The sequence below is a fragment of the Frankia torreyi genome, from assembly GCF_000948395.1.
Classification (GTDB): Bacteria; Actinomycetota; Actinomycetes; order Frankiales; family Frankiaceae; genus Frankia; species Frankia torreyi.
Genome location: NZ_JYFN01000005.1, coordinates 126444 through 139264, shown reverse-complemented (window position 1 = coordinate 139264; position 12821 = coordinate 126444). Strand labels below are relative to the sequence as shown.

General features: G+C 72.8%; 9 protein-coding genes. 6 read left to right on the top strand and 3 right to left on the bottom strand.

Annotation, left to right across the window (positions count from 1 at the left end; translation table 11 throughout):
* Positions 1 to 78 precede the first annotated feature (78 nt).
* Complete coding sequence (lexA, locus tag FF36_RS05010; protein ID WP_044883771.1) at positions 79 to 840, bottom strand: transcriptional repressor LexA; 762 nt, start codon at positions 838 to 840, stop codon at positions 79 to 81.
* 640 nt (positions 841 to 1480) lie between these two features.
* On the opposite strand from lexA, the gene FF36_RS05005 reads away from it, so the two are divergent.
* The 5 genes from FF36_RS05005 (at position 1481) to FF36_RS04985 (ending at position 7155) form a co-directional block, all read left to right on the top strand.
* Positions 1481 to 1786, top strand: a complete 306-nt coding sequence (locus FF36_RS05005) for a LysM peptidoglycan-binding domain-containing protein (RefSeq protein WP_052680960.1) — start codon at positions 1481 to 1483, stop codon at positions 1784 to 1786.
* 386 nt (positions 1787 to 2172) lie between these two features.
* Positions 2173 to 2967, top strand: a complete 795-nt coding sequence (gene nrdR, locus FF36_RS05000; RefSeq protein ID WP_044883770.1) for a transcriptional regulator NrdR — start codon at positions 2173 to 2175, stop codon at positions 2965 to 2967.
* A 382-nt stretch (positions 2968 to 3349) separates the two neighbouring features.
* A complete protein-coding gene (locus FF36_RS04995; protein WP_044883769.1) occupies positions 3350 to 6367 on the top strand; it encodes a vitamin B12-dependent ribonucleotide reductase in 3018 nt (1005 codons plus the stop codon).
* Positions 6368 to 6474: 107 nt separating this feature from the next.
* Complete coding sequence (locus FF36_RS04990; RefSeq protein ID WP_206778442.1) at positions 6475 to 6741, top strand: hypothetical protein; 267 nt, start codon at positions 6475 to 6477, stop codon at positions 6739 to 6741.
* Between the two features lie 54 nt (positions 6742 to 6795).
* Positions 6796 to 7155 (top strand): type II toxin-antitoxin system VapC family toxin, encoded by a 360-nt coding sequence (locus FF36_RS04985; RefSeq protein WP_199865327.1) that lies wholly within the window; start codon positions 6796 to 6798, stop codon positions 7153 to 7155.
* A 41-nt stretch (positions 7156 to 7196) separates the two neighbouring features.
* Here FF36_RS04985 and FF36_RS04980 read toward each other — a convergent pair whose 3' ends face one another.
* Entirely contained in the window at positions 7197 to 8534 is a 1338-nt protein-coding gene (locus tag FF36_RS04980; protein ID WP_044883768.1) for an MGH1-like glycoside hydrolase domain-containing protein, read from the bottom strand.
* A 728-nt stretch (positions 8535 to 9262) separates the two neighbouring features.
* Here FF36_RS04980 and FF36_RS04975 point away from each other — a divergent pair.
* On the top strand, positions 9263 to 10531 hold the full coding sequence (locus tag FF36_RS04975) for an RNA polymerase sigma factor (protein ID WP_082121681.1): 1269 nt from the start codon (positions 9263 to 9265) through the stop codon (positions 10529 to 10531).
* A gap of 185 nt (positions 10532 to 10716) precedes the next feature.
* Here the strand turns inward: FF36_RS04975 and FF36_RS04970 are convergent, their stop codons facing one another.
* Positions 10717 to 12759 carry an acetoacetate--CoA ligase gene (locus FF36_RS04970; protein WP_044883851.1) on the bottom strand — a complete coding sequence of 681 codons (2043 nt, stop codon included), beginning with the start codon at positions 12757 to 12759 and terminating at the stop codon, positions 10717 to 10719.
* Positions 12760 to 12821: the final 62 nt, after the last annotated feature.

Genomic DNA, 12821 nt, shown 5'->3' with positions numbered 1-12821 from the left:
GGCGCGGTCGGCGGGGCACATCGCCCGGTCCACGGCAGCCGAACCGGCCGGCCGCCTCGCGCGGCCGGCCGTCCACGGTCAGACCCGGCGCAGCACGGCGACGATCCGCCCGAGGATCGTCGCCTCCTCGCCGGGGATGTCGCTGAACGTCGGGTTCTCCGGGTGCAGCCAGACCTTGCCGTCGCGGACCCGCAGCCGCTTGACCGTCGCCTCGCCGTCGATCATCGCGGCGACGATCTCACCGTTGTCCGCGACCGGCTGCTGGCGCACCACCACCCAGTCGCCGTCACAGATCGCGGCGTTGATCATCGACTCGCCGACGACCCGGAGCAGGAACAGGGTGCCCTCGCCGACGATCTCCTTCGGCAGCGGAAAGACGTCCTCGATCGCCTGCTCGGCCAGGATCGGGCCGCCGGCGGCGATCCGCCCGAGGACCGGCACGTAGGCCGCGGACCCCTCGCCGCTCGCGCCCGCCGGGGCCGCCGCGGCACCCGGGAACGTCGACACGACCGCCGCCGCGCTGGAGTCTGCCTTGCGCCGCGGCCGATCGGGGCTGAGTACCTCCATCGCCCGCGGGCGGTTCGGATCCCGGCGCAGGTAGCCCTTCTCTTCCAGCACCTTGAGCTGATGCGCCACGCTGCTCGTGCTGGTCAGCCCCACCGCCTCCCCGATCTCCCGCACGCTGGGCGGGTATCCGCGCCGTTCCACCTCGGCCCGGATGACCTCGAGCACCTTACGCTGCCGGGGGGTCAGGCCGGCTGCGTCCGCGGGGTTTTCGGGAAAGGCCCGTACGTTGCCGCGGGCCCCGCCCCGGCGTGTACCCCTGCCTTGGCTGGTCATCGCCTACCGCTCTCCTCGTCGCCTACTCTGTCGCCGGGGGCCGCCGCTCGGTCGCGCGCCGGACGTGCGCGCGGCTGTCGGCGCTCGCCCGGCGAGACCGGCACCCCCACGGCACCCGGCTGTCCGCGACCGGGGGAGACCGCCCGGTGCAAACCTGATCGTCTCGACGGTAACCGCCTGGTCGCGGAATCTCAAACGTCTGTTCGAGCGTGTCCCTTTCCCCGGCGGGACTCCGGTGCGACAATCGATCAGGAGTTCGATCGAACGGGAGTTCGTGGCGTCGACGACGTGGTCCGGGGCGCCTTGGGAGGAAGCCGTGCACAGCGCGCACACCACACAGGTGGTCGATCTGGCGGCTGCCCGGGAGCGGGCGGCGCGCCGGGCCGGGGGATGGCCGGCGGGCGGTCCGGCACGGATGCGGGTGGCCCGGCCGGCCGCCGGGGTCGGTGCCAGGAGGCCGGTTGTGGGGGCATGCCCCCCGCGCTCGCCGGTTCCCCGGTCGACGAGGTCCGAGGCGCAGAACCCCCAGGCGCGGAACTCCCAGGCGTCGAGGTTCAAGGCATCGGGATCGCGGTCGCGGAGGTCCCCGTCGTCGGGTTCGCCGCGGCAGCTTGCCCGCGGACCAGGATCCCGGCCGACGGTGCGCCGCGCCGCCGGCGAACCGCTGCCGCCGCTGCGGCTGACCCACCGCGGCCGGGTGGTCGTGGTCGCCGTCGTCGCGCTGGCGATCGCCGCGGTGCTGGTGCTCGTCCTGCCGCGCGCCTCGATCGCGTGGTCCGGCGAGCCGCCGCGGGGTCACCTGGTCCTCGCCGGGGAGACGTTATGGGAGATCGCCGTCGCGCTCGATCCCGACGCCGACACCCGCGCCGTCGTGGATCGGCTGATGCGGATCAACCATCTCCCCTCGGTCGAGCTCACCCCCGGCCAGTTCCTGTTACTGGGCTGACCCTCCGGTTGGCCGGTCCACTCCGGCACCGTCCGGTCCCGATCGGCGCTCGGCGGCTCGCCGCCGTGACGGGCCGGTGTCCGGCGGCAGCGGGCGGGTGAGGCGCCCTCGCGCAGGGTTGTCGCGCCCCCGCGGGCTGATGTCCTGGTGTGACACGCGGGGGGGTCGGTGTCCCCATCACTGGGGTTGTGCGCTAGGTTGGACACAACATCTGGTGCTTACGAGGGTGTAAGTCATCCACAGGTTGATGCACAGGCTTTCCACAGAGGTGCGGGCGGCTGTCCACAGGGGCGGCTCGGCCGGTGCGGGGGCGCGGGTCGGTTCACGACTCGTCCTCCCGCCACGCCGGGTGGTTCGCGCCGGACCGGACGAAGGAGGCGTATCGCGTGCGATGCCCGTTCTGCCGGCATCCGGACAGCCGTGTCGTCGACAGCCGGGAGGCTGAGGAGGGCTCGGCGATCCGGCGGCGGCGGTCCTGCCTGTCGTGTGGTCGCCGGTTCACCACCATGGAGGAGGCGTCGCTGCGGGTGCTCAAGCGCAGCGGCGTGGCGGAGCCGTTCAGCCGCGCGAAGGTGATCACCGGCGTGCGCAAGGCCTGCCAGGGCCGGCCCGTGCGCGACGACGATCTCGCCCTGCTGGCCCAGCGGGTGGAGGACGCCGTGCGCTCCTCGGGCTCGGCGGAGGTCCCCGCGGAGGCGATCGGCCGGGCGATCCTCGGCCCGCTTCGCGAGCTCGACGAGGTGGCCTACCTCCGCTTCGCCTCGGTGTACCTGGCCTTCGAGTCGCTCGGCGACTTCGAGAGCGCGATCGCGGCGCTGCGGGCCGAGACGTCCGGCACCCGCCGCGGCGCCGAGCCGGACGACCTCGACGACCTTGACGAGCTGGGCGATCCGGCCGTCCGTCCCGCCGGTGGGGCGTTCACCGACCCGGCGGACCCGTCGCAGCGCGCCGGTCCCGCCGGCCCCCCGCCCGGCGGCCGGCGGGTCGACCCGGATACTCCACGCCCCGGCCGTCCAGGCCGGGACACGCTCGCCGCCGTCCGCGAGCCCCCGGAGACCCCGGGCCGCCGCGGCGGCGGAAACCAGTTGAACATCGTCGAGGGCGGGCTCGGCCGGGCCGAGCCGACCACGGGGGAGTACAAGGTCGGCCGGGCGCGCGGCGCCTCGGCCACCCGCACCTGACGGGGTCGCCGAGGCCCCGTTCCGCCCGTCCCGCCAGCAGCTCGCCGCCCCGCCGGCCCGTTCCCGTGTGCACGGGACGACCTGACCCGGCCGGCGTGGGCGTCCGATCCCGCGTGACCCGGTTTCGCGCGTCCTGCCCGCCACCCGTACCCGGCCGCGCCCGTGGCCGGACGGCGCGGGGACGGGGGCCGGACCGCCGGGGCCGGTGTGTTCGTCATGCGTGCCGTTCCCGCCGGACCCGGTCGACCCCGGGGTCCGGCGTCGGCCGGCACGCCGATATGCCCGCGGTCCGCCGTCCACGCGTGCAGTGGACGGGCCCGGGCGGGGATGCCACCACCAGTGCGCCAGCGCGCGCCGATGAGAAGACAGGACGAGGAGCGTCATGACCGAAAGTCGCGGCACGAAGGCGGGCAGGTCTGCGGCCAGGGCGGGCGGATTGAAGATCCGGCGCTCGCGCACCACCGCCGGCGTCCACCCGTACGACGAGGTCACCTGGGAGACCCGGGACGTCGTCATGACCAACTGGCGGGACGGCTCGGTCAACTTCGAGCAGCGCGGGGTGGAGTTCCCCGAATCCTGGTCGGTCAACGCGTCGAACATCGTGACGAGCAAGTACTTCCGCGGGGCGCTGGGCACGCCCGGGCGGGAGTCCTCCCTGCGCCAGCTCATCGACCGGGTCGTGCACGCCTACGGCGCCGCCGGCCGCGAGCACGGCTACTTCGCCGCCGACGCCGACGCCGAGATCTTCGAGCATGAGCTGACCTGGATGCTGCTTCACCAGGTGTTCAGCTTCAACTCCCCGGTGTGGTTCAACGTCGGAACCCCGGCCCCCCAGCAGGTGTCAGCGTGTTTCATTCTTTCAGTTGATGACACCATGGAGTCGATTCTCAACTGGTACCGCGAGGAGGGGCTGATCTTCAAGGGCGGCTCGGGGGCCGGGCTCAACCTGTCCCGCATCCGCTCCTCGAAGGAGCTGCTGTCCTCCGGCGGCACGGCGTCCGGCCCGGTGAGTTTCATGCGCGGTGCGGACGCGTCGGCGGGCACGATCAAGTCGGGCGGGGCGACCCGGCGGGCCGCGAAGATGGTCGTGCTCGACGTCGATCATCCGGACATCGTCGAGTTCGTCGAGACGAAGGCCCGGGAGGAGGACAAGATCCGGGCGTTGCGGGACGCCGGGTTCGACATGGATCTCGGCGGGCGCGACATCGCCTCCGTGCAGTACCAGAACGCCAACAACTCGGTCCGGGTCACCGACGAGTTCATGCGCGCGGTCGTCGACGGAGGGAGCTTCGACCTGCGGGCGCGCCTCGACGGCCGGACGATCGAGACGATCGACGCCAAGGGGCTGTTCCGCACCGTCGCCGAGGCGGCGTGGGCCTGCGCGGACCCCGGCATCCAGTACGACGGCACGATCAACGACTGGCACACCTGCCCCGAGAGCGGCCGGATCAGCGCCTCCAACCCGTGCAGCGAATACGTGCACCTGGACAACTCCAGCTGCAACCTCGCGTCGCTGAACCTGCTGAAGTTCCTGCGCCCGGACCGGACGTTCGACGCCGAGGGGTTCGTCGCCGCGGTCGAGCTGATCATCACCGCGATGGACATCTCGATCTGCTTCGCGGACTTCCCGACGCCGGAGATCACGGCGGTCACCCGCGCCTACCGACAGCTCGGCATCGGGTACGCCAATCTCGGGGCGCTGCTCATGGCCAGTGCCCGCGCCTACGACTCCGACGGCGGCCGCGCGCTCGCCGCGTCGATCACCTCGCTGATGACCGCCACCGCCTACCGGCGCTCGGCGGAGCTCGCCGGCATCGTCGGCGCCTACGACGGCTTCGCCCGCAACGCCGACGCGCACCGCCGGGTGGTGCGCAAGCACTCCGCCGCGAACGACGCCGTGCGGTCCGTGCACACCGAGGACACCCGGGTCCTCGCCGCGGCGTCCAAGGAATGGGCGCGGGCGCAGACCGTCGGCGACCGGCACGGCTGGCGCAACGCCCAGGTCAGCCTGCTCGCCCCGACCGGCACGATCGGCCTGGCGATGGACTGCGACACCACCGGCATCGAGCCGGACCTCGCCCTGGTGAAGATGAAGAAGCTGGTCGGCGGCGCCAGCATGCGGATCGTCAACCAGACGGTCCCGGCGGCGCTGCGCGCGCTCGGCTATCCGGAGGAGACGCTGGAGGCGATCGTCGAGTACATCGCCGAGCACGGCCACGTCGTCGACGCCCCCGGCCTGCGCCCGGAGCACTACGACGTGTTCGACTGCGCGATCGGCGAGCGGGCCATCTCCCCGATGGGGCATGTGCGGATGATGGCCGCGGTGCAGCCGTTCCTGTCCGGCGCGATCTCCAAGACGGTGAACATGCCCTCGACCGCGACCGTCGAGGAGGTCGAGGAGATCTACCTGGAGGGCTGGCGGCTGGGTCTGAAGGCGCTGGCGATCTACCGGGACAACTGCAAGGTCGGCCAGCCGCTGTCCGACGTCCGGGGGGCGAAGCGGGATGCCGCGGCGAGCGCCGCGACCGCCGCGGCCCTGGCGGCGCCCCCGGCCGGCGCGCCCGCGCTCGTCGGGACCGCCGCGGGCGCAGCCGCCGAGATCGAGTACCGGCCCGTGCGCCGGCGGCTGCCGAAGACCCGCCCGTCACAGACGGTCTCCTTCGCCGTCGGCGGTGCGGAGGGCTACCTGACCGCGGGCTCCTACCCGGACGACGGCCTCGGCGAGGTCTTCATCAAGATGTCGAAGCAGGGTTCCACGCTGGCCGGCGTGATGGACGCCTTCGCGATCGCCATCTCGATCGGCCTGCAGTACGGCGTGCCGCTGGAGGCGTACGTCAGCAAGTTCATCAACATGCGCTTCGAGCCGGCCGGGATGACCGACGACCCGGACGTCCGGATCGCCCAGTCGATCATGGACTACCTGTTCCGCCGGCTGGCCCTGGACTACCTCGACGCCGACCGTCGCGCCGAGCTCGGCATCTCCACCGCGGCCGAACGGGTCCGCGAGGTCAACGGCCGCTACGGCCCGCAGGCCGACCCGGCCGTCGACGCCGTCGCGGCGCCCGCCGGGTCGCTCGCGGACGCGCTGCCCGGCGTGGACGCCCCGAACCCGGGCGCGGGTCCTGCTGGGGGTTCCGCGGTGGGTGGTCCTGCCGGAGGTCCGGTCGGCGCCGGGTCGGCGCCGACCGCGGGCCGTCCGGGGACGGGCAGCAACGGGGTGGCCGTCGGTCACGGGCCCGCGCACGTGGCCCGCGAGCTGCGGCTGGCGCCTCCCGGGGAGTCGCTGGTCGCCCAGACGGTCGTTGATGCCCCGCTGTGCTTCACCTGCGGGGTGACGATGCGCCCGGCGGGGAGCTGCTACGTCTGCGAGCAGTGCGGCTCCACCAGCGGCTGCAGCTAGGCCGAACGGCGCCCACCGGGCGTCCTGGCCCGGCCGGGAGGCGATGTCCCCCGGCCGGGCCGCCGGGCGAGGAGTCACCCCTCCCCGCAGGGGTGACCGTCACGCATGTGTCGGCGGAGGCGGCCGGGGTGGTCCGGCTGCGGCCCGGGGGTCGGGTGCGCAAGGTCAGCGTCTCCCTGCCGGAGGAGCTGACCGCCGCCGTGCGGGATCGAGTCGGGCCGGGGGCGTTCAGCCAGTACGTGACCGAGGCCGTGGCCCGGCGCCTGGAGCTGGATCTCCTCGCCGAGCTGGCCGAGCAGCTCGAGACCGAGCACGGCCCCGTCCCGGAGGCGGCGCTCGCCGACGCGGGCGCCGCGTGGCCGGACGCCGAGTAGCCGTCGGCGGGTCGCTGGTCCTCGACAGTGACGGGCTGGTCAAGCTCGCCACGGGTGCCGCGAGGGCGCGCGTTCCTGCAGACCGCGCACGGCCGGGGTGCGGGGGTGGTCGTCAGCGCGGTCACGCTCACCGAGGTGTTGCGGGGCGGCCCGTGGGATGCGGCCGTGCACCGCGTGCTGGCCAGGATCCGGGTGCTCCCGGTGACGCCGGACCTGGCCCGGTCGGCCGGCGAGCTGCTCGGCGCGACCGGCCTGTCCGGCCACCGGTGCGCCCTTGAGGCGGTGGTGGCCGTCACGGCGCTGCGGGCGGACCGGCCGGCCGTCCTGCTGACCAGCGACGTCGGCGACCTGCACCGGCTCGTCGACGAGCCCGATCGTCCCAAGGACAGTCGGGTCGTCGTCGTGCACGTCTGAGTGCACGTCCGCGGCGCGCCCGGCGTACGGGCGCGGCGCGGTCAGTGGTCGGCGGCGAGCAGGTCGATGAGCAGCGCGGCCGTCCAGGAGAACCGGTTGCTGCCGGCGCCCGAGCCGTCGAGCGGCGAGTAGTACTCGAACATCGCTTCGGAGGAGGCGATCACGTCGACCGTGTTGCGGCGCAGGTCCTCGGCGGCGTCGAGCCGGCCGTAGCGCTCCAGCCCGTCGGCGATCAGCCAGTTCATGTTGACCCAGAGCGGGCCCTGCCAGTAGCAGCGGGGCAGGAAGTTCGGGTCGTCCAGGGGAACGCTCGCGACGCCGAAGCGCGACCAGTAACGCGGCGAGGTGATCGTCTTGACCATCTCGTCGACGCGGTCCTCGGGCACGACGCCGGCATAGAGCGGCAGCAGGCCGGCGATCGTCTCGTGGCGCAGCAGGGTCCGGGTCCGAAAGTCGCGGCTGTAGTAGACGCCGTCGACGACGAGCTCTCCCATCGCCTCCCGGGTGCGGCGCGCCGACCGGCGCAGCCTGGCCGGGATGACCTCGCCGATCTCGGCGGCGATGGTGCTCAGGTGCTCGTTGGCGCGGACCAGGATCGCGTTGAACGCCACGTCCTGCACGAGGGGGACGATGGTCCGCCGAATCTCGCGGAAGTTGTAGTGCGCCCGGCGCAGCTCGCGCACGATCCGGTACAGCGTGAACAGGTCCCCCGAGGTGAGCCGCTCATCCGAGGGGACCTCCTTGGAATCGCGGCGCAGCGCGTCCAGGGCGTCGTCGCCGTTCACGCGCCGAAGCGCCCGCACGCCCAGCGGCGCCACCGGCCTGGTGATCTCCATCCAGGTCGGGGTGTTGTCCATCCCGGACTCCCAGGAGTGAACCAGGGACACCAGGCCGTCGTCGTCCGGGTCGCGCTCGTCGTAGAGCCACTGGTGAAAGCGCAGCAGCCCGGGGAACAGCCGGCGGTAGAACTCCCCGCGTTCGGAGTCGGACATCATGGCGCCGACCCGGACCGCGGCCTCGGCGATCATCGGCGGCTGGGTGACGCCGGTGCTCTGCGCGCCGCCGGCGGTGGTCGTCACCCGGTCACAGCGCCAGCGCTGCGGACCCGCGTGGTAGAAGTTGGTGGTTTCCGCGAAGATCACGTGCGGGATCATGCCGTTCGGCCACTGCCCGCGCAGCAGGGAGAGGATCTCGGCGGCGGCGCGCTGCGGGTCGAGGTGGCGCAGCCCGATCGCGATGAAGCAGGAGTCCCACAGCCACTGGTGTGGATACAACGTCGGCGACGGCCGGGTGATGTCGCCGAGGTCGTTGCCGCGCAGCACGGAGACCGCGGTCTCGCGCAACGCCGCCAGCTCTGCCGGGAGGCTGGGGACGGACATCGTGTGAGAGTAGCCGTCACACGCTGTGCACAGGTGAAGGGCGCCCCTGGTGTGGTCTGCCTAACGAAAACCTCGTTGGCGCCCCGCGGCCGCCCCGATGCGCCGGGCGACCGGCCGGCCCACGCCGCGACCGCGGGCTCTCGGAGGCGTGGGGCTCTCGGAGGCGTGGGGCTCTCGGAGGTGAGGTGCTCGCGGGGAGTGCGGCCGGCCGGTCGCCCGATGTCGCCCGAGTGGGCGGCGCGAGTATGCCGATCCGGCCCGATCCGAGTCCGGGGCACGCTGCCGAGCCGGTTCTCGAGGGGGTCTCGGGGGGCATCGGGAGGGCATCGGGGAGACGCGGCGGCACTGTCGGGATTGTCGGATGGCCGACCCCGCCCGATGGCGGTACTGGACGGAAAATGTGGTGCGGACGGCAGCCCCTCGAAAATCCTCACTTCCCGTGAGGGGGCAAGTGCGTAGCGTTCAGTATCTGGGCTCTCGACGGGGGTCTCGCCACGCGAGAAGGTCAAGATAGTTCGCGGAACGCGCCACACCACGGGATCTGCCAGGTAGTCTTCGCGACAGCGAGTTCAGCGTCTCGAGGGCATGGGTCTACACTGCCGGTAGGCCCGGCGATCGCTGATGTCCGGGTGCGCCTGCACGGGGAATGGTTCCGCGACTTCGTTCGTTACCTCCCACGTGCACGGAAACAGACGTCCCACCCGCACCGACCATCGGATTTGCCACTGATGACGCTGCCTGCCCTGGAACTTGCCGAGCGCACCGACGAGAACCGCCCGCGTAGCCCGCGGCGCACTCGCCGGTCCGCTGCCTCTGCCCGTACCGCCCCCAGCCGTTCGCTGGCCGCCGTTCCCGATGACGGCGACGAACTCGATGTGAGTGCCGTCGCCGAGGTCATCGCGCGCGGTCGCGAGTCCGGCGAGATCAGCCGGTCCGAGCTGCGTGACGCGCTCGAGTCCGCGGACATCGGCCTCGAGCTGTTGCCCGCGCTGATCGCCAAACTGAGCGCCGCCGGCGTCGAGCTCCTCGAAGAGGAGGAGACGACCGACGAGGTCACCGCCGCCACCCGCTCCACCGCCGAGCACGCCGGCACCGCCGACCTCGTGCGCATGTACCTGCGCGAGATCGGGAAGGTGCCGCTGCTCAACGCCGCGCAGGAGGTCGAGCTCTCCAAGCGGGTCGAGGCCGGTCTCTTCGCCGAGCACAAGCTGGAGTCCGACCCCGACCTGCCCGCGGACCTCCGCCGCGACCTGGGTCTGCTGGTGAAGGACGGCCATGCCGCCAAGCAGCAGCTCGTCTCGGCGAACCTGCGCCTGGTCGTCTCCGTCGCGAAGAAGTACAGCGGCCGCGGGATGACCCTGCTGGACCTGGTCCAGGAGGGCAACCTCGGGCTCATCCGCGCGGTGGAGAAGTTCGACTACGCCAAGGGCTACAAGTTCTCGACCTACGCGACCTGGTGGATCCGCCAGGCCATCGGTCGAGCGCTGGCCGACCAGGCCCGGACCATCCGGATCCCGGTCCACGTGGTCGAGCAGATCAACAAGATCACGCGGCTGCAGCGCCAGCTCGTCTCGACGCTCGGCCGCGAGCCGACCGACGAGGAGCTCGCCCTCGAGCTGGACATGCCGATCGAGCAGGTCGTCGAGCTGCGCCGCTACGCGCAGGACACGGTGAGCCTGGAGACCTCCGTCGGCGACGACGGTGACTCCGTGCTCGGCGACTTCATCGAGGACTCGGACGCGACCTCCCCCGCCGACGCCGCCTCGTACGGCGCGATGCAGGACGAGATCGAGAACGTGCTCGGTGGCCTCAACCCGCGGGAGCGGGAGGTGATGCGGCTGCGCTTCGGCCTCGCCGACGGCAAGCAGCACACCCTCGCCGAGGTGGGTAACCGGCTCGGACTCACCCGTGAGCGGATCCGGCAGATCGAGCGGGACACGCTGCGTGAGCTGCGCAAGCCCGCCGTCGCCGGCCGGCTGCGGGAGTTTCTCGACTGACCGCTCGCGGCCGAAGACCGCCGGCACGGCGGGCGCGCACAGGGTCACGGGTGGCATCCCCCGCGGGGGGCACGACACGCCGGTGACGGCGTGGCCGTGTGTTCCATGGAAGCCGGATCTTCGCTGGGACCAGCGAAGATCCGGCTTTGCTGTCGGCGGCGGGCGCGGTCCCGGGGTACGGGCGGTCAGTCGTCCGGTGTGGTGATGGGCGCCCCGGCGGCCTGCTCGGCCGTGGCCGCTCGGGCCTGTTCGGCGGTGGCCGCGATGGCCAACAGGGCCTGCGGGTTGGCGACCGCGTCGAGGCTCACCACGTCGGCCAGCGCCGCGCCGGCGAGCAGCCGCTTGACCGGGACCTCCAGCTTCTTGCCGGTGTGCGTCCGCGGCACCGCGGCGATCTCGAGGATCCGGTCCGGCACATGCCGCGGGCTGAGCTCGGTGCGCACCGTCTGCCGGATCCGCTGCGCGAGCTCCGCCGTGAGCCCCGGCTCGGCGAGGGCGACGAACAGCAGCAGCTCTCCGCCGCCGGGGGCGTCCGAGGTATCCACGGCGAGGCTGTCGGTGACCTCGGCAAACTGCTCGACGACGCTGTAGAGCTCGCCGGTGCCGATCCTGATCCCGCCGCGGTTGAGGGTGGCGTCCGACCGGCCCTCGACGACGACGGCACCGTCGGATGTGATCCGCACCCAGTCGCCGTGCCGCCAGACCCCGGGGTAGGTCGCGTAGTAGCTGTCATGCAGCCGGCTGCCGTCCGGATCACCCCACAGGCGCAGCGGCATCGAGGGCATCGGCGCGGTCACGACGAGCTCGCCGACCTCGTCGACGACCTCCTTGCCGTCGGCGTCGAAGGCCGCCACGGCGCAGCCCAGCGCCCGCGAGCCGATCTCCCCGGCGCGCACCGGCATCGTCGGCAGCCCGGCCACCAGCGCCGTGCAGACGTCGGTGCCGCCACTGATCGACGACAGCATCACCTGCGGGCTGACTGCCTCGTACACCCAGGCGTAGACGGCGGCGGACAGCGGCGACCCGGTTGACCCGATGGTGCGCAACAGGGACAGATCGGCATGTTCGCGGGGCACGAGGCCCGCGTCCCGGCAGGACTGCAGGTAAGCCGCGGACGTGCCGAGGCACGTCACCTCCAGCGCCTCGGCCAGGCCGAACAGGGTGCCGAGCGCCGGGTAGCCGGCGGCGCCGTCGTAGAGCACGATCGTCGCGCCGACCAGCAGGCCGGAGACGAGGTAGTTCCACATCATCCAGCCGGTCGTGGTGAACCAGCAGTACCGGTCGTCGGGGCCGAGGTCGAGGTGCAGCGCCAGCGCCTTGAGGTGTTCCAGCAGGATGCCGCCGTGCCCGTGCACGATCGCCTTGGGCGGCCCCGTCGTGCCGGAGGAGTAGAGGATCCACAGCGGCGCGTCGAAGGCGACCCGGGTGAACTCGAGCTCGGCGCTCTCCGCGGCCATCAGCTCGTCCCAGGTGAGCAGGCCCGGCAGCCCCGCGCCGCGGGCCCGGGCGAACGCGTCCGGCGCCAGATAGGGCACGATGACGGTCGCGACGAGTCCGGGCAGGTCGGCGGCGAGGGTGCCGAGTGCGGCGATGGTGTCGTAACCCTGACCGCGGTAGGTATAGCCGTCGACGCCGATGAGTACCTTCGGGGCGATCTGGGTGAAGCGGGCGGCGAGGGCGGTGGCGCCGAGCTCAGGCGAGCATGACGACCACACCGCGCCGATGCTGGCGGCCGCGAGCATCGCCACCGTCGCGTAGACGGTGTTCGGCAGCACGCCGCAGACGCGGTCGCCCTCGGTGACCCCGAGGGCGCGCAGTCCGGCCGCGGCCCGGGCGACCTGGCGGCGCAGCTCGTCCCAGGAGACCACCGCGGTCGCGCCGTCCTCCCGCACGGCGATCACCGCCGGCGCGGCACCGCGCCGGGTGAGCGCGTTCTCGGCGTAGTTGACCCGGGCGCCGGGGAACCACACGGCTCCCGGCATCTTGGCATCCGTGAAGGCGGGGCCGTCGGCGAGGGCGGGGCCGTCGCCGCGCTCGCCCTCGACGGCGCAGAAGTCCCAGATCGACTCCCAGAAGGGGCCGAGCTCGGTGACCGACCACTCCCACAGGGCCGCCTCGTCGCCGAGATCCACCCCGCGTTCGGCGGCGAGCCAGCCGCGGTAGTTCGTCACCGCCGCCTGCTCGATCCGCCGCGCGGAGGGCTCCCACAGCGGCGTGCCGGGACGCACCTGGGTCGAGCCGGCGGCCGCGGGATGCTCCGCGCCTGCCGGCGCCGGACGCTGCGGTGCCG